Here is a 23,421-nt window from a genome sequence, read left to right as displayed (position 1 = left end):
AAACGGGAGGCGTTACCGGCCCGCTTGGATCTGCTCGATAGCCTCGCCCATCAGGCCGGCCAGGGTACGGCTCAGCTCGGCCTCGTCGGCCGCCTTGCCGGCCGTCTCCAGATCCGTTCGCACCTTGCGGATGACATCCGCATCGCCGGCTTCCTCGAAATCGGCGAGGACGACGCTCTTGGCGTAGGCCTCCGCGTCGGCGCCGTTCTTGCCGAGCTTTTCCGCCGCCCAGAGGCCGAAAAGCTTGTTCCGCCGGGCCGTCGCCTTGAAGCGGAGCTCCGCATCGTGGGCGAATTTCTTCTCGAAGGCATCCTTGCGGTCGTCGAAGGTGGTCATGGGCTCTGGTCTCCCCTAGAATCGTCTTTCTGCGATATAAAGGCGCACTCGCGTCATAGCCAGTGGCTCCCCACCTTGGAAGCAAGCCTCAATCAAGCTGCCTCTTTTTGCAGCGCACGGCCTGCGTTGTGCTTATGCCAGGGATCGGATAGGTTGCGCCGCAAGCGGGGCGGCGGCTAAAGCTGCTCCCGTCGGCCGCGGATCTGGCAGTTTCACCCTTAAGGAGCCACGGCAAATGGATTTTCTCAAACCTCGGTACACACCTATGAATCGTCGCCGTCGCATCTACGAGGGCAAGGCGAAGGTCCTCTATGAAGGCCCGGAGCCCGGAACGCTGATCCAGCACTTCAAGGATGATGCCACCGCCTTCAATGCCAAGAAGCATGAAGTGATCGATGGCAAGGGCGTGCTCAACAATCGGATCTCGGAATACATTTTCCAGCATCTGAACGACATCGGTGTGCCGACCCACTTCATCCGCCGCCTGAACATGCGCGAGCAGCTGATTCGCGAGGTGGAGATCATCCCCCTCGAGGTGGTGGTCCGGAATGTGGCGGCGGGCTCCCTCGCCACGCGCCTCGGGCTGGAGGAGGGCACGCAGCTCCCCCGCTCGATCATCGAATTCTATTACAAGAACGACGCCCTGAACGATCCGATGGTCTCGGAAGAGCACATCACGGCCTTCGGCTGGGCGACGCCGCAGGAAATCGACGACATCATGGCTCTCGCCATCCGGGTCAACGACTTCCTCTCCGGCCTCTTCCTCGGTGTCGGCATCCGCCTCGTCGACTTCAAGATGGAAACGGGCCGCCTCTGGGAAGGCGAGCTGATGCGCATCGTCGTCGCCGACGAGATCTCCCCTGATTCGTGCCGCCTCTGGGACATCAAGTCCAAGGACAAGCTCGACAAGGACCGTTTCCGCCGCGACATGGGCGGTCTCGTCGAGGCCTATTCCGAAGTGGCCCGCCGTCTCGGCATCATGTCCGAGAACGAGAACCCCAACGGCGGCCCACGCCTCGTGCAGTGAGCGGGTTCGGCTTGAAAAGACGGATCCAATGCCCGGCCTCGCGCCGGGCATTCTCGTTTGGGCTCCTGATCGGTCTCCTGGCCCTGAGCGGCTGCGGCTACATTCCCCGGCCGGTCGCGGGGGTTCCTCCCGGCGCGCCGTGGGAAGCCCTGCCCCTCCGGAAATGGCTGGCCGAGAACCGGGCGGCGCCGGAGGCCCTGGCCTTCTGCGCTCCTCCCGAATGCAGCCCCGGCCTCGTCGTGAGCGTGGTGCGTCTCAAAGGGGACGACGCGAAGGCGGCGGAAGCCGTCCTTAAAGATCCCGACCGGCTGGCGCGGGTCCTTCGGTCCCCGAAGGACCGGAAAAAGAAGGCGGTGCGGACGGCGGTGTCGGTGGAATCTCTCGACGGACGCCCCTATCCCGGCTTCGCCATCAGCCTCGCACCGGCGGATGGCGGGAAGCCTCCTGCCTACGGCGCAGCCTTCGGCCGGCGCACCGGCGATGAGCTCCATGTCGTTCTCGCCATCGGCGAGGACCCGGAATCGGTTCGTGCGACGGCCCGGGAGGCCGCTGCCCGAGAATTGGGCTCCTGAGGGCGTTGTCTCTTGCGGCCATTGGCTTTATGGCGTTGGCCATATCTCCAGCAGAGCCCGAGGCCCCCATGAAAGCCCGCGTCACCGTGACCCTCAAGAACGGCGTTCTCGACCCCCAAGGCAAGGCCATCGAAGGCGCCCTGAAGTCTCTCGGCGTCGATGGCATCGCCAATGTACGCCAGGGCAAGGTGTTCGACATCGAGCTGGACACCGCCGACAAGGGCCAGGCCGAGGCCTCCCTTAAGGCAGCCTGCGAGAAGCTTCTGGCCAATACGGTCATCGAGAACTACCGCGTCGAGATCGCGTGAGGTTGGCATGAAATCCGCTGTCGTCGTCTTCCCCGGCTCCAATCGCGAAGGCGATGTGGTGCGGGCGCTCAAGCTGGCCGGCTCCGACGTCCAGAAGGTCTGGCATGCCGAGACCGACCTGCCTTCGGGCACGGATCTCGTCGTCCTGCCGGGCGGCTTCTCCTATGGCGATTATCTGCGCTGCGGCGCCATCGCCGGCCGCGCGGCGGTCATGGATGCGGTGCGGGCGCATGCGGCCCGCGGCGGCCTCGTGCTCGGCATCTGCAACGGCTTCCAGATCCTGTGCGAATCCGGCCTGCTGCCGGGCATCCTGATGCGCAACGCCAACCTCAAGTTCATCTGCCACCGCCAGTTCCTGCGGGTGGAGCGCAACGACACCGCCTTCACGAAGGCCTATGCCAAGGGCCAGGCCATCGACGTCTGCGTCGCCCATGGCGAGGGCAACTACACGGCGGATTCCGAGACGCTGAAGCGCCTCGAGGGCGAAGGTCTCGTCGCCTTCCGCTATGCCGACGCGCACGGTCACGTCACGCAGGACGCCAACCGCAACGGCTCCATGAACTCGATCGCGGGCATCTATTCGGACAGGCTCAACGTGCTCGGCATGATGCCGCATCCGGAAAACCTGATCGAAGACCTCGTCGGAGGAACCGACGGACGCGGCCTGTTCGAGAGCCTCGTGTCGTCCGCCGCCCGTGCCGCCTAATCATTCAAATCGCGAGACCCTGATGATCCGCAACGACGTCGCCATCACCCCGGAGCTGGTGAAGGAGCACGGGCTGAAGCCTGACGAGTACGAGCGCTTCGTGCAGCTGATCGGCCGGACGCCGACCATCACCGAGCTCGGCATCGTCTCGGCCATGTGGAACGAGCACTGCTCCTACAAGTCCTCCCGCATCCATCTGCGCGGCCTGCCGACCAAGGCGCCCTGGGTCATCCAGGGCCCGGGCGAGAACGCGGGCGTGATCGACATCGGCGACGGCCTGGCCTGCATCTTCAAGATGGAGAGCCACAACCACCCGTCCTTCATCGAGCCCTACCAGGGCGCGGCGACGGGCGTGGGCGGCATCCTGCGCGACGTGTTCACCATGGGCGCCCGTCCCATCGCGGCGCTGAACTTCCTGCGCTTCGGCGAGCCGGACCATCCGAAGACCCCCCACCTCGTCTCGGGCGTGGTGGCCGGCATCGGCGGCTACGGCAACTCCTTCGGCGTGCCGACCGTCGGCGGCAGCGTCGGCTTCGACAAGCGCTACAACGGCAACATCCTCGTCAACGCCATGGCGGTGGGCCTCGCCCGCAGCGACGAGATCTTCTATGCCAAGGCCACCGGCGTCGGGAACCCGATCGTCTATCTCGGCTCCAAGACGGGCCGCGACGGCATCCACGGCGCCACCATGGCGTCGGCCGAGTTCGACGATGCTTCCGAGGAGAAGCGCCCCACCGTGCAGGTGGGCGACCCCTTCGCCGAGAAGCTCCTGCTGGAAGCCTGCCTCGAGCTCATGAAATCGGGCGCGGTCATCGCGATCCAGGACATGGGCGCGGCGGGCCTCACCAGCTCGGCCGTCGAGATGGGCGCCAAGGGCAATCTCGGCGTCGAGCTCGACCTCGACAAGGTGCCCTGCCGCGAGGAGGGCATGACCGCCTACGAGATGATGCTGTCCGAGAGCCAGGAGCGCATGCTCATGGTCCTCAAGCCCGGCATGGAGAAGGAGGCGGAGGCCATCTTCCACAAATGGGGCCTGGATTTCGCGATCATCGGCAAGACCACGGACACCCTGCGCTTCGTCATCAAGCACGAGGGCGAGGTGAAGGCGGATCTGCCGATCAAGGAGCTGGGCGACGAGGCCCCGGTCTACGACCGGCCTTACGTGGAAAGCCCGCGCCGGCCCGTGATCGCCCCCGAGAGCGTGAAGGCGCCCATGTCCGAGGCCGAGGCGCTGCTCAAGCTCGTGGGTTCGCCGGACCAGTGCTCCAAGCGCTGGGTCTGGGAGCAGTACGACCACCTGATCCTCGGCAACACCGTACAGACCCCGGGCGGCGACGCCGCCATCGTGCGCGTCGAGGACGGTCCAAAGGGCCTTGCGCTCACCACCGACGTGACCCCGCGTTATTGCGAGGCCGACCCCTTCGAGGGCGGCAAGCAGGCGGTGGCGGAAGCGTGGCGCAACATCACCGCCGTCGGCGGCCTGCCGCTGGCGATCACCGACAACCTGAACTTCGCCAGCCCCGAGCGGCCTGACGCCATGGGCCAGTTCGTGGGCTGCCTCAAGGGCATCGGCGAGGCCTGCCGCGCCCTCGATTTCCCGGTCGTGTCGGGCAACGTCTCGCTCTACAACGAAACCAACGGCCAGGGCATCCTGCCGACCCCGGCCATCGGCGGCGTCGGTCTTCTCGACGACGTGACGGTCAATGCCTCGGTGGCCTTCAAGCGCGAAGGGGATGCCATCATCCTCGTCGGCCACACCCAGGGCTGGCTCGGGCAATCCATCTACCTGCGGGACGTCTGCGGGCGGGAGGAAGGCGCGCCGCCCCCGGTCGACCTCGTCCATGAGAAGCGCAACGGCGACTTCATCCGCCAGCTCGTCCGGTCGCGCCAGGTGGACACGGTCCATGACTGCTCCGATGGCGGCATCGCGCTTGCCCTTGCGGAAATGGCCATGGCCGGCCATGTGGGCGCCACCGTCACCGCAATGCCGGAAGGCCTGCCTCTCCATGCCTTCCTGTTCGGCGAGGATCAGGCGCGCTATCTGATCGCCGTGGATCAGGACGCCGCCGCCGACATTCTCTACGAGGCCTCCGCCATCGGCGTCCCTGCCGTAACCCTGGGGGTGACGGGCGGCGATTCGTTGATTCTGCCCGGCGAGCAGGCCATATCCGTGAAGAAACTGAAGGCAGCGCACGAAGCCTGGCTGCCGGATTACATGGCCGGCAAGGCTTGAGGAGCTGACATCATGCCCATGGACGCACGCGAAATCGAAAGCATGATCAAGGACGCCCTGCCGGATGCCACGGTCGAGATCAAGGATCTGGCCGGCGACGGCGACCACTACGCCGCCACCGTCACCTCCTCGGCCTTCAAGGGCAAGTCCCGGGTCCAGCAGCACCAGATGGTCTATGCGGCGCTGCAAGGCCGCATGGGCGGCGTGCTGCATGCCCTTGCATTGACGACTCTGACACCCGACAATTGAGACGAACCCGGCGCCTTGAACGCCGAGGAGCAGGAGAATCCCATGACCGACGCCCGTCAGGTGATCGACAACGAAGTGAAGTCCAACGACGTCGTGCTCTTCATGAAGGGCACGCCGCAATTCCCCATGTGCGGGTTCTCGAGCCAGGTGGTCCAGATCCTCAACTATCTCGGCGTGCCCTATAAGGGCGTGAACGTGCTCGAGGACGAGGGCATCCGCCAGGGCATCAAGGACTATTCCAACTGGCCGACCATTCCCCAGCTCTACGTGAAGGGCGAGTTCATCGGCGGCTGCGACATTACCCGCGAGATGTTCCAGGCCGGCGAGCTGCAGCAGCTCTTCACCGAAAAGGGAATCAAGGTCGAGCAGAGCGCCTGAGGGCACTGCATCGGACGGATCGAGGCGGGGCAGCGGCCCCGCCTTTTTTGTTGCTCCCACCCGGTCCGGCTGCCAGCCGGGGGCGTAATTTTTGTCGCATTCCATGCACGGCTAAGTTCCCGGCATAATGGCGTTACTCCGTCACAACGGAGAGCCGCGCAGAACAAGAACCATGCGGCATCGGCACTGGGGGTATCCATGTTCGACACTGAGACGAACGTCATCGCGTTCAAGCCGCGTCAGGCGGCCTCGGCGCAGCACCATCCGAAAAGCCTGATCGAGCGGACCTATGCCGCAGGCTCGCTCTCCATCCGGGCGGACGACACCGCGACCAAGATGGCGGCCGTGACGCTGCAGGCCCTGGGTTTTCTCGTGATCGAGGAGATCCTGGCCGACGGCACGTCCCGCCGGCTCGCCCGGGGCGAGGCGCGCAAAGCCATGGACCGTCCATGGCGGCTCCTGAAGCCGGCCTTTTCCGGCGAAGCGGGCCTCCCGGACGGCCAGGGAGGCTTTCCGGCCTAAGGGCGTCCGAGCGCCGTCCGCACGAAGGTGAAGGCCTCGTCGGAGGCCCATTCGGCCGGCCCTTTCAGAAGGGCGATCTCGCATCCGGCCTCGTCGACGACGAAGGTGGTGGGCAGGCCCACCACGTGGCCCGACTTCTGAAGCGTCTGGAGCAGCTTGCCGCCCGGATCAGCATAATAGGCGAGATGGCGGATGCCGTTCTCCTGAAGCCATGTCTTCGGCTTCTCGGGATTGCGGGTGTCGACGTTGATGGCGACAACCTCGAAGTCCTGCGCTCCCAGCTCCGCCTGGAGCTTGTCGAGGGCCGGCATCTCCTGACGGCACGGGACGCACCAGGTCGCCCAGAGATTGACCAGGATCGTCTTGCCCTTGAAATCGGCGAGGCTCTTCGTCTGGCCGTCGGGCCCGAGGAACGCGATGTCCGGCGGCGGTTTCGGCGAGCTGCTCACGCCCACGGCCGCCAGTTCGCCTCTCGCCAGGGGCTTCAGGCTATCGGCGACGGGCTGCGATGCGCGGCACTCGCCGGCACCGGCCAGATTGACCTCGTTCTGGGAGAACCCATACCAGGCCGCGCCCGCCCCGAGGAGGCCGAGGGCCGCCACGCCGACGAGCCAGGGGAGGGTTCGAGCCGTCAAGGATCGGGATGCGTTCGACATGCCCGCGGATGTGCCGCGAAACGCGGCATTGCTCAAGTCCCGAGCCGCCGAATCCGCACCACATCCCTTCACGATCCTGTGGCGGGCGGCTCCGGGCGCGGCGATGCAACCTGAGGACAGCGGCGGGTCCTTCCTCACCTTGCCTCTCGCCTCGGCCGCAGGTTCCCGTTATGGTGCGGCCACGTTTCGGAGCATGTGATGTCGTCCAGCCTAGCTTTCCCCCGCATCGCGCTGATCGCGGGCCTTGCCATTCTCAGCCTTTCGGCCTGCGGGCGCCGTGGCGCGCTCGAGCCGCCGCCGGATCCGTCAGCCCCGCAAGCGCAGCAGACGGCAGGCGCGGCGGAAGCCGGACAGGGCACGCTCCCCTCCCCCGTCGGAACGCCCCGCTCGCGGCCCAATCGCGGCTTCACCATTCCCGACAAGCCGTTCATTCTCGATCCGCTGCTGTAAGGCGAGACCATGCACCATTTTGCCTATCGCGGCGGCATCCTCCATGCGGAGGACGTCGATCTGCGCCGCCTCGCCGACGAGGTCGGAACGCCGTTCTACTGCTATTCCTCCGCGACCCTCGAGCGGCATTACCGGGTCTTCGCGGAGGCTTTTGCGGATACGGATGCCCTCGTCTGCTACGCGATGAAGGCGAATTCCAATCAGGCCGTCCTGAAGACCCTCGGCCGTCTCGGCGCCGGCATGGACATCGTCTCCGAAGGCGAGTTGCGCCGGGCGCTCGCGGCCGGCATTCCGGGGCAGCGCATCGTGTTCTCGGGCGTCGGCAAGACGAAGGCCGAGATGGCCTTCGCCCTCGACAGCGGCATCCTGTGCTTCAACGTGGAATCGGAGCCGGAACTGGAGGCCCTGTCCGAGGTCGCCGCCTCGAAGGGCCTGCGCGCGCCGGTCTCGATCCGCGTCAACCCGGACGTGGACGCCAAGACCCACAAGAAGATCTCGACCGGCAAGTCCGAGAACAAGTTCGGCATCCCGATCGCCCGCGCGCGCGAAGTCTATGACCGGGCCGCCCGGCTGAAGGGCATCGAGGTGACCGGCGTCGACATGCATATCGGCAGCCAGATCACGGACCTCCAGCCCTTCGACAACGCGACCGCCCTGCTCGCGGAGCTGGCGCGGGACCTCATGGCGGCCGGCCATAAGCTCCACCATATCGATCTCGGCGGCGGCCTCGGCGTGCCCTACCGGGAGGACAACGAGCCCCCGCCCGACCCGCAGGCCTATGCGCAGATCATCAAGCGCCACACCCAGGGCCTGGGCCTCAAGCTCGTCTTCGAGATGGGACGCATGATCGCCGGCAATGCCGGCATCCTGGTCACGCAGGTCGTCTACGTGAAGGAGGGAGCCGGCAAGACCTTCGTCATCGTGGATGCGGCGATGAACGACCTGATCCGCCCGACCCTCTACGAGGCCCATCACGATATCCGCACCATCGTCGAGCCGGATCGGAACGGCGGCCGCATCGTCGCCGATGTGGTCGGGCCCGTCTGCGAGACCGGCGACTACCTGGCCCTGTCGCGCGACTTGCCCGCGGTGAAGCCCGGGGATTTCCTCGCCCTCATGACGGCGGGAGCCTACGGGGCCGTTCAGGCCAACACCTACAACACCCGCCGGCTCGTTCCCGAAGTGTTGGTGCGCGGCCCCGATCACGCCATCGTCCGGCCGCGGCCGAGCTACGAGGACATGATCAACCTCGACCAGGTGCCCGCCTGGCTTGCCTGAGGTGCCGGGCGGCCACCCGGCACGACCGGAGATCGGCGCCCGACATCGTCCCGAACATGACGAGGAAGTGATCGGCTTCGCACGTCAATCCGAGCGAGGGTTCCTGTCTGTGCCCATTTGACCGCTGGTCATCGGGGCGAGCCGTGCTAGCTTTCTCTCGGGGGCTATAGCGAGGACCGCTTGGCGGGAGACTATGGCATGAGCGAAGGCCCGAACCCGGTTTCGACGCGCAGCGAACTGGACAAGCGGTTCGCGCGTCTCGTCGGGCGCGCGCGTTGGTCCCTTTGGTGGGAGCAGGCGTGGCCGCGCATCTGGCTCCCGCTGGCCATCGTGGGCCTGTTCCTGACCCTGTCCTGGTTCGGCCTCTGGCTCGACGCATCGCCCTTCTGGCGGAGCGTGGGACTGAGTGCCTTCGCCCTGGCTTTCCTGGTCTCGCTCTGGCCTCTCCTGCGCCTTCGCTGGCCCAGCCGCACGAGCGCCCTCGACCGTCTCGATCGGGACACCGGCCTCAAGCACGGCCCCGCACGCGTTCTCGACGACAACTTGGCGCTCGGCTCGGGCGACCTCGGCACGCGGGCCCTGTGGGCCCTTCACCGCAAGCGCGCGGAGGAGACGGTCTCCCGCATGCGCGTCGCGCCCCCGAGCCCCGACATGCCGAGGCACGACCGTTATGCCTTGCGCGCCGCAGGGCTCCTGGCCCTCGTGGCCAGCGCCTTCGTGGCCGGCCCCGAAATCGGCTCGCGCCTGTCGGCGGCCTTCGACTGGAGGCGCCTCGAGGCGTCGGCGCCGGCTTTCCGCATCGACGGCTGGATCGACCCGCCCCTCTACACCCGGATGCCGCCGCTCATGATCGACCTGGCCCGCGGGCAGAGCCTGCGCGCGCCGATCAACTCGACGGTGGTCGTGCGGATCGCCGGAGAGGGCAATGCCGAGATCAAGGCGGGGCGCGGATTGGCGCCCCTGCCGGCCAAGGACACGCAGCGCGTCGACCTGCGCGAGGAGCGCTTCACCCTCCAAGGCAGCGGCGAGCTTTCAATCAGCACCGGATTCGCGCAGAACGTGACGCTCTCGATCGAGGCGATTCCGGACAATCCGCCCGCCATCGCCTTTGCCACCCCTCCGGAAGTGAATGCCCGCGGCACCTTCACGCTGAGCTACAAGGGCAAGGACGATTACGGCATCGCGTCCATCGAGGGCGTCGTGGAAAAAGCCCAAGGGGGCAAGGGACGTTCCCTCGTCGAAGCGCCTCAGCTTACCCTTGCCGTTCCGAGCCATGACGAGAACGCTCCGGAGACCCGCTCACCGGTCGATCTCACCGAGCATCCCTGGGCCGGCGCGAAGGTGACCATCAAGCTGCGCGTCAAGGACGAGGCCGGCCAGCAGGGCGAGAGCGCGGCCATCGAATTCACCCTTCCGCAGCGCCCGTTCACGAACCCGCTGGCGAAGGCGCTCGTGGAGCAGCGGCGCAATCTGGTCCTCGACCCCGACGACCGGAAGCGCGTGCAGATCGCTCTCGACGCGCTTCTCATCGCGCCGGAGGAATTCACCCCCCAATGGGGCGTGTTCATGGGACTGCGCATGGGGTCGGACCGCCTGCGCCGGGCCAAGACCGACCAGGATCTGCTGGATGTGGCCGACTGGCTCTGGGCCATGGCGCTGCAGATCGAGGATGGCGGACTTTCCGATGCGGAACGCGAACTGCGCGCCGCCCAGGAGCGCCTGAAGGAGGCGATGGATCGCGGAGCTCCCAACGAGGAGATCAAGCGGCTGACCGACGAACTGCGCCAGGCCATGGACAAGTTCCTGCGGGAATTCGCTCAACGCATGCAGCAGAACCAGCAGAACCAGAACCAGGCCGAGAACCAGCGCGCGCCTGATCGCGTCATCTCGCAGGAGGACCTGAACCGGATGCTGCAGCAGATGGAGGAAGCCATGCGCCGGGGCGACATGGCCGAGGCCCAGCGTCTTCTCGATCAGCTGCGCAACATCCTGGAGAACCTGCAGACCGCCCAGCCGAACAGCCGCATGAGCGACCCGCTCAGCCAGGAGATGAACCAGGCCATGCGCGACCTGGAGGACATGGCCCGCGAGCAGCAGAACTTGCGCGACGAGACATTCCGGCAGGGACAGCAGCAGCGCATGCAGCAGGGGGACCGCAACCGCCAGGGGCAACAGGGACAGCGGCAGCAGGGCCAGCGCCAGCAAGGCCAGCGGCAGCAGGGTCAGCAGGGCCAGAACGGCGAGGGCGAGCAGCAGGACGGCTCGGGCCTGCAGGAACGGCAGGAGGCCCTCCGTCAGAGGCTCGAGGAGCTCCAGCGGCGTATGCAGGGCATGGGCATGCAGGGCGAGCAGGGCCTTGGCGAGGCCGAGCAGAACATGCGCGAGGCCGAAGGCGCCCTCGGCGAAGGTCAGGACGGCCCTGCCGTCGACGCCCAGGGGCGCGCCCTGGAAAATCTGCGCCGCGGCATGCAGGGCATGGCCCAACAGATGCAGCAGATGCAGCAGGGCGACGGCAACCAGCAGGCCGGCGACCAGCCGGGCCAGGGCGATCCCCAGGGACGCGGCCAGGCCTCGCAGCAGGACAACGATCCCCTCGGCCGCCCGACCCGGAACAGGGACTTCTCCGACGGGCGCGTCCATGTGCCCGAGGCGGGCGAATCCGCCGCCCAACGAGCCCAGCGCATCCTCGAAGAGCTGAGGCGCAAGCTCGGAGATCCGACGCGGCCGCAGGAAGAGCTCGATTATTTCGACAGGCTGCTGCGAAGGAACTGAGGACGGCAAGCCCCTCTTGCCTCGACGCCGGGTTCGGGCCACGGTCCGCCCGGCTTTTCCTATGGAATCACAATGACCAGCTTCGCCGACCTTCTCGTGCCCGTGGCGCTTCTCGCCGTGGCCTTCGTCCTGCTTCTCGGCCTGTTCAACATGGTTCGCGGCGGCAGCGCCAACCGGTCGCAGCAGCTCATGCGTCTGCGCGTCCTGCTGCAGTTCTTGGCCATCATGCTGATCATGGGCGTTATCTGGTGGAAAGCGGCCTAGCTTGCCCCATATTGACACTTTTCCGCCATTGTTCTCTATAGATCTCATTAGCCATAACCGGTGCCCCACCGGTGGCCCGATTCTTGTTTAATAATGGATCAGCAATGCGTGCCGGCACAGTCCTGGGCCTCAGCCTTTTGGTCGTTTCCCTGGGAGCGACCAGTGTTTTAGGGGCTGATTCCAAGAAGCTGCCCGGTTCCGTTGCGGCCACCCAGCCCGGTCTTCTCTCGGAATTCCGCTTCGGCTTCTCGGCCCAGGATCCCTGGGGACCGGAAGGGGACGGCGGCTCGGCCAATCTGACCGGCGAGATCCTCTTCGCGAAGCCGTTCACGGCATCGGACCTCTTCACGAGCTATTTCATCCCCCGGCCCCATGTCGGCGGCAGCCTGAACTTCGACGGCAGGACGAGCTTCGCCTATGCGGGTCTCTCCTGGACGGTCGACATCACGCCGAACCTCTTCGTCGAAGGCAGCCTGGGCGGCGCCATCCACAACGGCAAGGACCGGCCGAGCCATCTGCAGGATCACCACCAGGCCATGGGCTGTTCGCCCCTGTTTCGGGAGGCCGGATCCGTCGGCGTGCGCCTTTCCGCCAACTGGAGCCTCATGGCGACCGTCGAACACCTGTCCAATGCGGGCTCCTGCTCGGACAATCGGGGCTTGACGAATATCGGCGCGCGGGTTGGGTATTCCTTCTAACGGAATCCTCAACCTCTCGGGCGTCGCATGGTCGTACTCAACCGCATCTACACCCGCACGGGCGACCAGGGCACCACGGCTTTGGCCGCTGGCGGACGCCGCCCGAAGCACGATCTCCGCATCGAAGCCTATGGCACCGTGGACGAGACGAATGCCTGTCTCGGCATGGTCCGGCTCCATACGGCCGGGCATGAGATCGATCCCATGCTGGAGCGGATCCAGAACGATCTCTTCGACCTCGGCTCGGATCTGGCGACGGTCGAGACGGACAAGCCCCTGCCCTACGAGCCGCTGCGTATCACCCAAGGTCAGGTCGACCGCATCGAACGCGAGATCGATCAGCTGAACGAACACCTGTCTCCGCTGCGTTCCTTCGTTCTGCCCGGCGGAACCGCCGCCGCCGCCGCCCTCCACCTCGCCCGCACCGTCTGCCGAAGGGCGGAGCGCCGCGTGGTGGAACTCGCCGGCCGTCCCGACGAGAAGGTGTCGCCGGAGGCGGTGAAATACCTCAACCGCCTCTCCGATTTCCTTTTCGTCGCCTCACGCTACATCAACGACAAGGGCGCTCTCGACGTATTGTGGGTACCAGGCCAGAACCGCTGAGGACCGGATCATGTTTCTGCCGCTTCACGATGGCGTACCGTTGCGGCACTTGCAGACGCCGGTCGTGACGCGCTCCCTCCTGGTCACCTGCACGATCGTCTACCTCGTCACCTTCTTCGGCCCGCCCGGGCCCGATGCGATGGTGGCGGGGCTGGGAATGATCCCGGCCGTTCTCTTCGGCATCGAGGTTCTGCCTCCGGGCTTTCCCTTCGTGCCCGAGGCCATGACCCTCACGACGAACATTTTCCTGCACGGGTCGCTGCTTCACCTGATCGGCAACATGCTGTTCTTGTGGGTGTTCGGCGACAACGTGGAGGATGCGATGGGCCACGTCCGCTTCCTCGTGTTCTTCCTTTTATGCGGAACGGCGGCGAGCCTGACCCATGCCTTCATCGACCCGGAATCGCACCGCCCCCTGATCGGCGCGTCCGGTGGCGTTTCCGGCGTCGTCGCGGCGTATCTCATCCTTTATCCGCGGGTGCGCATCTGGGGCCTTTTCCTGAAGGGCATCCCGCTGCGCCTTCCCGCCTATTGGGCGATCGGCTTCTGGTTCGTCCTGCAGTTCCTCTCCGCCTTTCTCGGCGGCGACGACAGCGTCGGCTGGTTCGCGCATCTGGGAGGCTTCGTGGTCGGCGCCGCCCTCGTGCCCTTCATGCGCCACCGCTACGACCCCGTTCTGGCCCGTGTCGAGGCACAGGAACTTCAGGCGCCGCGTTGACAATCGGGCATCGCCCGCTACGGTCCCTTCCATCTTTTTCCTACCTATCCGGAGAGCAGGTCATGGACCGGAACCCGGACCTGACCTTTCAATGAGGACAGACGAATGAAGCTTCTGGTGTGCGTGAAGCGTGTGGTCGACTACAACGTCAAGATCCGCGTGAAGAGCGACGGATCCGGCGTCGAACTCGCCAACGTCAAGATGTCCATGAACCCGTTCGACGAGATCGCCGTCGAGGAAGCCGTCCGGCTCAAGGAGCAGGGCAAGGCCACCGAGATCGTGGCCGTCTCCATCGGCCCGCAGCAGGCCGGGGAGACCGTCCGCACGGCGCTCGCCATGGGCGCCGACAGGGGCATCCTGGTCAAGACGGATGCGACGGTGGAGCCTCTCGGCGTCGCCAAGATCCTGAAGAAGGTGATCGAGCAGGAGAACCCGCAGCTCGTGATCATGGGCAAGCAGGCCATCGACGACGATTCCAACCAGACCGGCCAGATGCTGGCCGCGCTGCTGGGCTGGCCGCAGGGCACCTTCGCCTTCAAGGTGAACGTGGGCGACGGCAGCGTGGACGTGACCCGCGAGGTCGATGGCGGCCTGCAGACGGTCGGCCTCAAGCTCCCGGCCATCGTCACCACGGACCTGCGCCTGAACGAGCCGCGCTATGCGTCTCTTCCCAACATCATGAAGGCCAAGAAGAAGCCCCTCGACGAGACGTCTCCGGAAGCTCTCGGGGTCGATGTCGCGCCGCGTCTCAAGGTGGTGAAGACCGCCGAGCCCGGCGGCCGCAAGGCCGGCGTGAAGGTCGGCTCGGTGGCCGAGCTCGTCAACAAGCTCAAGGTCGAAGCAGGCGTACTCTAAGCGAGGAGAATGAGATCATGACCACATTGCTGTTCGCAGAGCACGACAACGCTCACCTGAAGGACGCCACTCACAAGGCGCTGTCCGCCGCCGCGGCGCTCGGCGCGCCGGTTCACGTGCTCGTGGCCGGCGCCAATGCCCGCGCGGCCGCAGAGGCGGCCGCCAGGCTCGAAGGCGTGGAAAAGGTGCTGCTGGCAGATAGCCCGGCCTACGATCATCAGCTCGCGGAGCCCACCGCCGCCCTGATCGTCTCGCTCGCAGGCTCCTACGACGCCCTCGTGGCTCCCGCCACGACGACCGGCAAGAACGTGATGCCGCGCGTGGCGGCGCTTCTCGACGTCATGCAGGTCTCCGACATCACCAAGGTCGTCTCGCCCGACACCTTCGAGCGGCCGATCTATGCCGGCAACGCGATCCAGACGGTGCAGTCGACCGACGCCAAGAAGGTGATCACCGTGCGCACCGCCGCCTTCCCGGCCGCCGGCGAAGGCGGCTCGGCCCCGATCGAGACCGTCGGCCCCGCCGAGGATCCGGGCGTGTCGAGCTTCAAGGGCGAGGAGATCGCTCAGAGCGACCGGCCGGAGCTGACCTCCGCGCGCATCATCATCTCGGGCGGACGCTCGCTCGGCTCGTCCGAAAACTTCACCAAGTACATCGAGCCGATCGCCGACAAGCTCGGGGCCGCCATGGGCGCGAGCCGCGCTGCCGTGGATGCGGGCTACGCCCCCAACGACTGGCAGGTCGGCCAGACCGGCAAGGTGGTGGCGCCGGATCTCTACATCGCGGTGGGCATTTCAGGCGCCATTCAGCATCTGGCGGGCATGAAGGATTCCAAGGTGATCGTCGCGATCAACAAGGACGAGGAGGCTCCCATCTTCCAGGTGGCCGATTACGGCCTCGTCGGCGACCTCTTCCAGATCCTTCCCGAACTCCAGGAGGAGTTGACCAAGGCGGGTCAATAAGGTCAGGAATAAAAGGCGGACCGGGCGGGTCTCCCGCCCGGATTCTTTTGAGGGCACGGGAGTGCCCGAGGCAGCAGGCACGATGGGTATCACGATCAAAACTGTTGGCGTCATCGGCGCCGGTCAAATGGGCAGCGGCATTGCCCATGTTTCCTCGCTCGCAGGCTTCAACGTTCGTCTCCACGACCTTTCGGAAGACAGGATCAACGCAGGTCTGGCGACGATCAACGGCAACATGGCCCGGCAGGTCTCCAAGGAAGTGATCTCCGACGCCGCCCGCCGGGAAGCCCTCGACCGCATTCAGCCCGCCGCCACTTACGACGACCTCTCCGCCTGCGATCTCGTCATCGAGGCCGCGACCGAGAACGAAGAGGTCAAGCGCAAGATCTTCACCAACCTGTGCCCGTCGCTGCGCCCGGACGCAATCATCGCGACCAACACCTCGTCGATCTCGATCACGCGCCTGGCCGCCGCCACGGACCGGCCGGAGCGCTTCATCGGCATTCACTTCATGAACCCAGTTCCGCTGATGCAGCTCGTCGAGCTGATCCGCGGCATCGCGACGGAGGACCCGACCTTCGAGGCGGCGAAGGAGTTCGTCGCCAAGGTCGGCAAGACCGCGACGGTCTCGGAGGATTTCCCGGCCTTCATCGTCAACCGCATCCTGCTGCCGATGATCAACGAAGCGATCTATACGCTGTACGAGGGCGTCGGTTCGGTCGACGCGATCGACACGGCCATGCGGCTCGGCGCGAACCACCCCATGGGGCCGCTCCAGCTCGCGGACTTCATCGGCCTCGACACCTGTCTGTCGATCATGCAGGTGCTGCACGAAGGCTTGGCCGACACCAAGTACCGTCCCTGCCCGCTCCTGGTGAAATACGTCGAAGCCGGCTGGCTCGGCCGGAAGGCGAAGCGCGGATTCTACGACTACCGCGGCGACAAGCCGGTCCCGACGCGCTGATCCCGTCCTCCGACGGGCCTTGCGTTCGGCTTCTTTTCCGCCATTCTGGCGGGAAATGCCACGCTGCGGCTCCAGGGGGCGCCATGACACACCGCAAGAGACGGCCGGCCGTTGGCGCATGCGCCGTGCTGTCGGCGATTTTCCTCCACGCGGCTCCGTCCCTGGCGCAGGGACCGGCCCCCGCTCCCGACCCGTTCTGGAACGTTCCCGACATCGGCTCCCTGCCCGACGACGCCCATGGCCGTCTCGTACGGCGCGGGCGGGACCTGATCACCGCGACCTATGCCCATATCGGCCCGGCGGTCCCGGATCCGGCCAAGCGCTACGCCGGCAACAATCTCGCCTGCCGCAACTGCCACCTGGATGCGGGCGCGAAGAAGTTCGGCAACCCGCTCTGGGGGCTGATGGACCGGTTTCCGCAATACGACGCCGAGGCGGGTGCGACCATCACCCTCGAGCAGCGCATCAATGCCTGCATGACCCGAAGCATGAACGGCCGCCCGCTTCCGCAGGAGGCTCCGGAGATGCAGGCCATGGCGGCCTACATCGCCTTCCTGTCGACAGGGGTGAAGCCCGGCGAGACGCTTACCGGCTACGGTTCAGGGCAGATGGCGGAGCTCGACCGCGCGGCGGATCCGCAGCGGGGGCAGGCCGTCTTCCGGCAGACCTGCGCGGTCTGCCACGGAACCGAAGGTCAGGGTCTGCGCCGGAACCTCGCGGTGCCGGATCTCGGCTATATGGTCCCGCCGCTCTGGGGGCCGGACAGCTTCAACAATGCGGCCGGCATGAACCGCCTGACGACCATCGCCAACTTCGTGCATTTCAACATGCCGAACGGGGTGAGCTATGTGATGCCGCGGCTGTCTCCGGAGGACGCCTGGGACGTGGCCGCCTTCGTCGTCTCGCAACCGCGCCCGCAGAAGGCTGATCTCGACAAGGACTTTCCCGATCTGCTGCAGAAGCCGGTCGACACCCCCTATGGCCCCTATGCCGATGGCTTCAGCCGACAACAGCACATCTTCGGCCCCTTCGGCCCGATCCGTGCGGAGCTGGCCCGCCTGAAGGCCGCCCGAGGGAATGCCGCCCCTAAAGCCAGCGGTGGAAGTGATCCGTGAAATAGTACGGTCCGAAGCTCCAGAGGCCTGCCCAAAGGGCGGCTCCGATGGCGTTGGCGGGCGCGAAAATGCGCCACGGCATGGCGATGGACCCGGCCACCAGCCCGTTGAGCTGGCGGAGCAGGACGACGAAGCGCGCCGTCATCACCATGACGAAGCCCTTCTCCCGCGCCGTCGCCTCCAGACGCGCGAGGCGCTCGGGCGTGAGCTTGACCCAATGGCCGAAGCGCTGCAGCAGCAGGCGGCCGCCGAAGCGCCCGATCAGGTAGCCCGTGCTGTCCCCGAGAAAGCCGCCGATCCAGGCAGCCAGGAAAACGTGCTCGACGGCGAGGTCCCCCCGCACCGCCAGCAGGGAGGCCGCGATGAGGGCGCTTTCCCCCGGCAGCGGGGCTCCGAAGGACTCGAAATAGACGATGAGAAACAGGGCAAAGGCCCCGTAGGCCGCCACGGCGGGTTCGATCCAGGCCAATCCCTGCTGCAGGATGCTCATCGGCGCACCGGCTCAATTCATCGGAGGCCGATGACGGACCTCAGGACAACGGTTGCGCTTCATAGCAGCAGGAACTTAGCTTTTCACCCGGCATTTTCCCTGTGGGTGCGTCATAGACGACCTGTGTCCTCGCTTCACAACAACGTCACACTGGCCTAGTCTTATGGAGCGGGATGCAGCTTTCTCTGTTTGAGGAGGTGAGGTGACGATACACGTCCAGCCTGTTGTGCGACCGGAGGCCTGCCCGGCCCTCGTTCTCAATGCCGACTTTCGGCCTTTGAGTTACTACCCCTTGTCCATCTGGTGTTGGCAGGATGCGATCAAGGCGGTGTTCCTCGACCGGGTGAACATCGTTTCCGAGTACGACAAGGTCGTCCGAAGTCCGACCTTCGAGATCCGTCTTCCCTCGGTCATTTCGCTCAAGACCTACGTCAAGCCTTCGAGACACCCGGCCTTCACCCGCTTCAACGTCTTCCTTCGCGACCGTTTCACCTGCCAATATTGCGGCGCCCGCGAGGACCTCACCTTCGACCACGTCATTCCCCGCTCCAAGGGCGGACAGACCACCTGGGAAAACGTCGTCGCCGCCTGCGCCCCCTGCAATCTGAAAAAGGCCGACCACCTCCCCCGCGACGTCGAGATGTGGCCGAGACAGAGCCCCTTCGCTCCCACCCTTCACGACCTGCATTCGAACGGCCGCCTCTTCCCGCCCAACTATCTGCACGACAGCTGGATGGACTATCTCTACTGGGACAGCGAACTGGAGCCGTAGGCGCCCGTTCCGGCCCTCTCGTTCCCGGACGAGCCCTGCACCGCCGCCCAGGCGGCAAAGGCGGCAAGCGCCAGCGAAATCAGCACGTTCCACCCTGCCAGAGACAGGCCGAGAAAGCGCCAGGCCGCCTCCGTGCAGCTGACGACCCGGGTCGTCTGGAGTTGGTTCAGGAAATCGCCCACATTGCCGGCACTCGAGCCCATTGCGCCGCCGCAATCGCTCGGCCCTTCCCAGAAGCCCCATTCGACCCCGGCGTGATAGGCGCCCAGCCCCGCGCTCACGACGAAGACCAGGGCGAGGAGCCAAAGGCCGATCCGGCCCCATTTGGCCGGGAGAAAGGCCGCGATCAGGGCCAGCGGAATGGCGAGGTAATAGGGATTCCGCTGGGTCAGGCAGAGCTTGCAGGGCTGATAGCCCCACACATGCTCGAACACGAGTGCGCCGCCGATGGTTGCCGCCGCCGCCAGGGCGACTGCAAGAGCCGCTTGCCGTATCGTGAGCCCAAGCCGCATCGGGAACACCTCCTCAGAACAGGTACCGGAACGCCACGAAGCCGCCGACCAGCGCCACGATGGCGAGGCCTGCGATCAGGTTGAAATGGCGATCGATCATGCCCTTGATCACCGGCCCGAAGCGGGTCATCAGCAGGGCGATGAAGAAAAAGCGGGCTCCCCGGGTCACGACGGAGAGAACCACGAACCAGAACAGGCTGTAGCTGGCGAAGCCCGAGGTGATGGTCACGAGCTTGTAGGGGATCGGCGTCAGGCCCTTGAGAAGGATGACCCAGTGGCCGTACTCGGCATAGGATTGCCGGAACGTCTCCGCCCCTTCGGTAAGCCCGTAGACCTGGAACAGCCAGGCTCCGATGGAATCGTAGAGGAAGAGCCCGATCAGGTACCCGGCGATGCCGCCCAGAACGGACGTGACCGTGCAGATCAGGGCGTAGGTCCAGGCCCGGTCGGGCCGGGCCAGCATCATCGGCACGAGCATCACGTCCGGTGGGACCGGGAAGAAGGAACTCTCCGCGAAGGACACCGCTGCAAGCGCATAGGGCGCCGAGGGCCGGGCCGCGAGGGAAAGGGTCCAGTCGTAAAGGCGTCTGAGCATGAGAGACCGTGGAGGTATTCGAGAGGCCGGGGTTGATGTCGACGCTCCTTTGAGCACAAGCCGCCGCCGCTGGCGAGTGAATTACCTGCGGCACCCCTTCACATCTCCCTCATTGACCACGCTTCGTCTTGCATGGTACTCGGCAATTCCTTGCCCCTGTGGCGGAATTGGTAGACGCGCTCGACTCAAAATCGAGTTCCGCAAGGAGTGCTGGTTCGATCCCGGCCAGGGGCACCATTCGCAAAAGCTTGCTTTCACAGAACATTTCCCCGCTCGAAGGGAAGCGTGAGCTTGCAATGCTGCAAGCGACCTCCTCGGAACAACCACGCTTCCCATTCTGTTGTTCTCTCTGCTTCGAGGCTAAGCTTAGGATGCTCCGGCGGCGTCCATAGCCAGCCCTCCTCCAGTGCCGCGTACCGGCCGGTTCAGACGAATGACCCATAGTGGAACGCACGACGATGTTCTGGTCTGGCTCTCGGTGCTGATCGCGACGGCGGCGTCCTATACCGCTCTCGATCTTGCAGGCCGCATCCGTGCTGCAGGCGGGTGGGCCAAACATGCGTGGCTCGCGACGGCTGCCCTTGCCATGGGCGGCGGCATCTGGGCCATGCATTTCGTCGCCATGCTGGCCTTCAGCATTCCCGACGTCGGAGTGAACTACGACGTCGGCCTCACGGCCATTTCGTTCGTCCTGCCCATTTTCGTGACCGCCATCGGCTTCTACGTCGTCAACCAGGCCAATGCCGGTTTGAAGACGGTGCTGCTCAGCGGCATCTTCGTGGGGCTCGGCATCGTCGGGATGCACTATACCGGCATGGCGGCGATGCGGATGGCCGCGGATCTGAGCTACGAGGCCCTGTGGGTCGCGGTTTCCATCCTGATCGCCATCGGGGCTTCCACGATTGCGCTCTGGCTGGCATTCCGCAACGTCGGCCCCACTCAGAAGCTTCTGGCCTCCGCCGCGATGGGACTTGCGATTTCCGGCATGCATTATGCCAGCATGCAGGGAGCGGTCTTTACGCTCCATTCGGCCGTGGACGAGGCGCACGGCTATGCGAGCCTGAGCCAGACCAACCTCGCCCTGGCCGTATCGGCAACGACTTTCCTGATCCTGTTCCTTGCCCTGATAGCCGCGATGTTCGACCGCCGCTTCGCCTATTTTTCGGAGCGCGAAGCAAAGGCCCTGCGGGAGAGCGAGGAGCGGTTTCGCATCCTCTACAGCAAGACGCCGCTGCCCCTCCACTCCCTGAACGCCGAGGGCGTCATCGAGCATGTGAGCGACACCTGGCTCGATCTTCTCGGCTACCGCCGTGAAGAGGTCCTCGGACGCCCCATCACGGATTTCATGACCGAAGAATCCGTCAGGCGCCGGTCCCAGACCCACTGGCCCGCTCTCCTCGCAACGGGGGAGCTCAAGGATGTGGAGTACCGGCTGGTGACGAAGGACGGCCGAATTCTGGACGTCCTCCTGTCCAGCCGCGTGGAGCGCGACAGCGAGGGCCGGTTCAACTATGTTCTCGGCGGCATCGTGGACGTCACCGCGCGCAGGCGTGCGGAGGAGGCCCTGCGCCAGGCGCAGAAGATGGAGGCGGTCGGCGCGCTCACGGGAGGCGTCGCGCATGATTTCAACAATCTGCTCGCCGTGGTCCTCGGGAACCTGGATCTCCTGCGCAGCCGCCTGCCTGACGATCCGAAGGCCAGGCGCCTTCTCGACAGTGCGATCCAGGGCGCCGAGCGGGGAGCGACGCTCACCCAGCGGATGCTGGCTTTCGCGCGACAGCAGGACCTGAAGACGCAGGTCGTCGACGTGCCCGATCTGGTGAAGGAGATGGCCGACCTCCTTCAGCGGTCCATCGGCCCCATGGTGCAGATCGAGACCCGCTTCCCCCTGAACCTTCCGCGGGTGCACGTGGATGCGAACCAGCTCGAACTGGCGCTGCTCAATCTGGCCGTGAACGCGCGGGATGCCATGCCCGGAGGGGGAACGATCACCGTTTCGGGGCGCGAGGAGACCGTCCGGCCCGGAGATCACGGCAACCTCCTGCCCGGGAACTACGTCTGCCTGTCCGTCGCGGATACCGGAGAGGGTATGGACGAGACGACGCTGAGGCGGGCCATGGAGCCTTTCTTCACCACCAAGGGCGTCGGCAAGGGGACGGGGCTCGGCCTCTCGATGGTGCACGGGCTTGCCGCGCAATCGGGAGGATGCCTCGTCCTGAGCAGCCGCAAGGGCGAAGGCACGACCGCCGAGATCTGGCTTCCTGCGGCGGAAGCGCAACTCCCGGGCAAGCCGCAGGCGTCCGCAGGGACGACGGCCTCGAACAGCGGCCGCGGTGGGGCCTCGAAGCCCTTGGCCATCCTCGTCGTCGACGACGACATTCTCGTTCTGCAGAACACCGCCGCGATGCTGGAGGATCTGGGGCACGCCGTAATCGAAGCCACGTCGGGCGAGGAGGCTCTTGCCCGGCTCCGGCAGGGCGCGGCGGTCGACCTCATCATCACCGACCAGGCGATGCCCCGCATGACCGGCGTGCAACTCGCGGAGAAAGTCAGGGCCCAGTGGCCGCAGGTTCCGATCGTTCTCGCAACCGGCTATGCCGATCTCCCCGCAGGAGCCGACGCCGGCCTGGTGCGGCTCAACAAGCCCTTTCGCCAGGATGCCCTCATACGGGCCATATCCGATTGCTCGAAATCGGCTCATAAGGCCGAAAAGGTCATTCCGTTTCGGCCGAGACAGACCTGATTGCCTCCTGAGGGTGGCAAAGGCCGAGGGTCGGCACCCGTTCTTTCCGAATCAATCCAAGCCTCAAGACGCCCGGAGCGTTGCATCAGCAGCTCGACCGTAAAGCGGCCAAGCTGGTGCCACATTTACTTTCGCTTTACGCCAAAGTCGGAACATAGACGTTAATAGAGCGGCCAAGCTGGCTTAAAAAACCAAAGATCTGTCCTCAGTTCACAAGACGCGCGTTCTTTGTCCTGTGTATTCGGATTCACGTCCTTTTGATTTCGGTCAAAAGCTCGCTTTCACCGGCGGTCCGAGCGTCAAACAAAGAAATCGTATTTCTCTTCGGATCGGCGACCCAAGACGTTCTGTACCTATACTTCAAAAACAGCCCCGAAAAACCAATGGGGCATGAAGGGGCACAATCCAATGACATTTTCAGCGTCTCAATGGCGTCCGACCAGCTATGACAACGACACGTTCGTCATGGACAACTACGCTTTCATGGTCAGCGCCGAATACAATCACAGCTTCGCCTACAACCCCACCAGCGACATCTACCGCTTCGAAGTGCGCAAGGGCGACCAGTTCTCCTCGTCGCGCTTCACCGACGTGGCCGGCTCGGAGCGCTCCGAGATCAGCCAGTCCCTGCGCCAGTCCATCG

Annotated in this window: 27 protein-coding genes and 1 tRNA gene; 23 read left to right on the top strand and 5 right to left on the bottom strand. The window is 65.4% G+C overall.

Translation table 11 applies throughout. The annotated features are described in order from the left end of the window. Positions 1 to 12: 12 nt before the first annotated feature. Positions 13 to 336, bottom strand: a complete 324-nt coding sequence (locus tag LGR44_RS21270) for a DUF1476 domain-containing protein (RefSeq protein WP_226742723.1) — start codon at positions 334 to 336, stop codon at positions 13 to 15. A 235-nt stretch (positions 337 to 571) separates the two neighbouring features. On the opposite strand from LGR44_RS21270, the gene purC reads away from it, so the two are divergent. The 8 genes from purC to LGR44_RS21230 all read left to right on the top strand — a co-directional run bounded on the left by purC (position 572) and on the right by LGR44_RS21230 (position 6,331). Continuing rightward, entirely contained in the window at positions 572 to 1,363 is a 792-nt protein-coding gene (purC, locus tag LGR44_RS21265) for a phosphoribosylaminoimidazolesuccinocarboxamide synthase (RefSeq protein WP_226742722.1), read from the top strand. 11 nt (positions 1,364 to 1,374) lie between these two features. Next, positions 1,375 to 1,935, top strand: a complete 561-nt coding sequence (locus LGR44_RS21260; protein WP_226742721.1) for a hypothetical protein — start codon at positions 1,375 to 1,377, stop codon at positions 1,933 to 1,935. Between the two features lie 68 nt (positions 1,936 to 2,003). Beyond that, positions 2,004 to 2,243: a phosphoribosylformylglycinamidine synthase subunit PurS gene (gene purS / locus LGR44_RS21255; protein ID WP_226742720.1), complete on the top strand. Its 240-nt coding sequence runs from the start codon at positions 2,004 to 2,006 to the stop codon at positions 2,241 to 2,243. A 7-nt stretch (positions 2,244 to 2,250) separates the two neighbouring features. Beyond that, positions 2,251 to 2,949, top strand: coding sequence for a phosphoribosylformylglycinamidine synthase subunit PurQ (gene purQ / locus LGR44_RS21250; protein ID WP_226742719.1), 699 nt, complete (start codon positions 2,251 to 2,253; stop codon positions 2,947 to 2,949). A gap of 22 nt (positions 2,950 to 2,971) precedes the next feature. After that, positions 2,972 to 5,182, top strand: a complete 2,211-nt coding sequence (gene purL / locus LGR44_RS21245; RefSeq protein ID WP_226742718.1) for a phosphoribosylformylglycinamidine synthase subunit PurL — start codon at positions 2,972 to 2,974, stop codon at positions 5,180 to 5,182. A 12-nt stretch (positions 5,183 to 5,194) separates the two neighbouring features. Continuing rightward, positions 5,195 to 5,431 carry a BolA family protein gene (locus LGR44_RS21240; protein ID WP_226742717.1) on the top strand — a complete coding sequence of 79 codons (237 nt, stop codon included), beginning with the start codon at positions 5,195 to 5,197 and terminating at the stop codon, positions 5,429 to 5,431. A gap of 42 nt (positions 5,432 to 5,473) precedes the next feature. Next, complete coding sequence (gene grxD / locus LGR44_RS21235) at positions 5,474 to 5,809, top strand: Grx4 family monothiol glutaredoxin (RefSeq protein WP_226742716.1); 336 nt, start codon at positions 5,474 to 5,476, stop codon at positions 5,807 to 5,809. A 198-nt stretch (positions 5,810 to 6,007) separates the two neighbouring features. Then, on the top strand, positions 6,008 to 6,331 hold the full coding sequence (locus LGR44_RS21230) for a hypothetical protein (protein WP_226742715.1): 324 nt from the start codon (positions 6,008 to 6,010) through the stop codon (positions 6,329 to 6,331). Here LGR44_RS21230 and tlpA read toward each other — a convergent pair. After that, on the bottom strand, positions 6,328 to 6,966 hold the full coding sequence (gene tlpA, locus LGR44_RS21225; RefSeq protein WP_226742714.1) for a thiol:disulfide interchange protein TlpA: 639 nt from the start codon (positions 6,964 to 6,966) through the stop codon (positions 6,328 to 6,330). The genes LGR44_RS21230 and tlpA overlap by 4 nt on opposite strands. Positions 6,967 to 7,185: 219 nt before the next feature. Between tlpA and lptM the strand changes: the two genes are divergently transcribed. From lptM to LGR44_RS21170, 11 genes are all read left to right on the top strand, one after another. Further along, positions 7,186 to 7,437: an LPS translocon maturation chaperone LptM gene (lptM, locus tag LGR44_RS21220; protein ID WP_226742713.1), complete on the top strand. Its 252-nt coding sequence runs from the start codon at positions 7,186 to 7,188 to the stop codon at positions 7,435 to 7,437. 9 nt (positions 7,438 to 7,446) lie between these two features. Next, positions 7,447 to 8,715: a diaminopimelate decarboxylase gene (gene lysA / locus LGR44_RS21215; protein WP_226742712.1), complete on the top strand. Its 1,269-nt coding sequence runs from the start codon at positions 7,447 to 7,449 to the stop codon at positions 8,713 to 8,715. A gap of 198 nt (positions 8,716 to 8,913) precedes the next feature. Then, positions 8,914 to 11,487, top strand: coding sequence for a TIGR02302 family protein (locus LGR44_RS21210; protein WP_226742711.1), 2,574 nt, complete (start codon positions 8,914 to 8,916; stop codon positions 11,485 to 11,487). Between the two features lie 72 nt (positions 11,488 to 11,559). Further along, the gene (locus tag LGR44_RS21205; RefSeq protein ID WP_226742710.1) at positions 11,560 to 11,751 is read left to right on the top strand and encodes a twin transmembrane helix small protein; all 192 of its coding nucleotides are present in this window, start codon (positions 11,560 to 11,562) and stop codon (positions 11,749 to 11,751) included. A 104-nt stretch (positions 11,752 to 11,855) separates the two neighbouring features. Next, on the top strand, positions 11,856 to 12,449 hold the full coding sequence (locus tag LGR44_RS21200; RefSeq protein ID WP_226742709.1) for an acyloxyacyl hydrolase: 594 nt from the start codon (positions 11,856 to 11,858) through the stop codon (positions 12,447 to 12,449). A gap of 27 nt (positions 12,450 to 12,476) precedes the next feature. Continuing rightward, positions 12,477 to 13,052, top strand: a complete 576-nt coding sequence (locus tag LGR44_RS21195) for a cob(I)yrinic acid a,c-diamide adenosyltransferase (RefSeq protein WP_226742708.1) — start codon at positions 12,477 to 12,479, stop codon at positions 13,050 to 13,052. Positions 13,053 to 13,062: 10 nt separating this feature from the next. After that, a complete protein-coding gene (locus LGR44_RS21190; RefSeq protein ID WP_226742707.1) occupies positions 13,063 to 13,770 on the top strand; it encodes a rhomboid family intramembrane serine protease in 708 nt (235 codons plus the stop codon). Positions 13,771 to 13,875: 105 nt separating this feature from the next. Next, positions 13,876 to 14,625, top strand: coding sequence for an electron transfer flavoprotein subunit beta/FixA family protein (locus LGR44_RS21185; RefSeq protein WP_226742706.1), 750 nt, complete (start codon positions 13,876 to 13,878; stop codon positions 14,623 to 14,625). A gap of 17 nt (positions 14,626 to 14,642) precedes the next feature. After that, complete coding sequence (locus LGR44_RS21180) at positions 14,643 to 15,587, top strand: electron transfer flavoprotein subunit alpha/FixB family protein (protein ID WP_226742705.1); 945 nt, start codon at positions 14,643 to 14,645, stop codon at positions 15,585 to 15,587. Positions 15,588 to 15,669: 82 nt separating this feature from the next. Further along, complete coding sequence (locus LGR44_RS21175; RefSeq protein WP_226742704.1) at positions 15,670 to 16,551, top strand: 3-hydroxybutyryl-CoA dehydrogenase; 882 nt, start codon at positions 15,670 to 15,672, stop codon at positions 16,549 to 16,551. Between the two features lie 83 nt (positions 16,552 to 16,634). After that, positions 16,635 to 17,666 carry a c-type cytochrome gene (locus tag LGR44_RS21170; RefSeq protein ID WP_226742703.1) on the top strand — a complete coding sequence of 344 codons (1,032 nt, stop codon included), beginning with the start codon at positions 16,635 to 16,637 and terminating at the stop codon, positions 17,664 to 17,666. On the opposite strand, the gene LGR44_RS21165 is transcribed toward LGR44_RS21170, so the two are convergent. Continuing rightward, positions 17,638 to 18,135, bottom strand: coding sequence for a DedA family protein (locus LGR44_RS21165; RefSeq protein WP_226742731.1), 498 nt, complete (start codon positions 18,133 to 18,135; stop codon positions 17,638 to 17,640). The two genes, LGR44_RS21170 and LGR44_RS21165, sit on opposite strands and share 29 nt — an antisense overlap. A 223-nt stretch (positions 18,136 to 18,358) precedes the next feature. On the opposite strand from LGR44_RS21165, the gene LGR44_RS21160 reads away from it, so the two are divergent. Then, positions 18,359 to 18,928 carry an HNH endonuclease gene (locus tag LGR44_RS21160; protein WP_226742702.1) on the top strand — a complete coding sequence of 190 codons (570 nt, stop codon included), beginning with the start codon at positions 18,359 to 18,361 and terminating at the stop codon, positions 18,926 to 18,928. Here LGR44_RS21160 and LGR44_RS21155 read toward each other — a convergent pair. Next, positions 18,901 to 19,440: a disulfide bond formation protein B gene (locus tag LGR44_RS21155; protein ID WP_226742701.1), complete on the bottom strand. Its 540-nt coding sequence runs from the start codon at positions 19,438 to 19,440 to the stop codon at positions 18,901 to 18,903. The two genes, LGR44_RS21160 and LGR44_RS21155, sit on opposite strands and share 28 nt — an antisense overlap. Before the next feature lie 13 nt (positions 19,441 to 19,453). After that, positions 19,454 to 20,035 carry a YqaA family protein gene (locus LGR44_RS21150; protein WP_226742700.1) on the bottom strand — a complete coding sequence of 194 codons (582 nt, stop codon included), beginning with the start codon at positions 20,033 to 20,035 and terminating at the stop codon, positions 19,454 to 19,456. Between the two features lie 152 nt (positions 20,036 to 20,187). On the opposite strand from LGR44_RS21150, the gene LGR44_RS21145 reads away from it, so the two are divergent. The 3 genes from LGR44_RS21145 to LGR44_RS21135 form a co-directional block, all read left to right on the top strand. Continuing rightward, positions 20,188 to 20,272: transfer RNA gene (locus tag LGR44_RS21145), tRNA-Leu, on the top strand. A gap of 196 nt (positions 20,273 to 20,468) precedes the next feature. Further along, positions 20,469 to 22,778 (top strand): MHYT domain-containing protein, encoded by a 2,310-nt coding sequence (locus tag LGR44_RS21140; protein WP_226742699.1) that lies wholly within the window; start codon positions 20,469 to 20,471, stop codon positions 22,776 to 22,778. Positions 22,779 to 23,186: 408 nt separating this feature from the next. Next, the coding region (locus LGR44_RS21135; protein WP_226742698.1) for a hypothetical protein at positions 23,187 to 23,421 on the top strand (235 nt) is incomplete at its 3' end.

This window comes from Microvirga lenta (assembly GCF_020532555.1).
GTDB lineage: Bacteria > Pseudomonadota > Alphaproteobacteria > Rhizobiales > Beijerinckiaceae > Microvirga > Microvirga lenta.
Note: the sequence above shows the minus strand (reverse complement) of the source record. Positions and strands in the feature narration are given on the sequence as shown.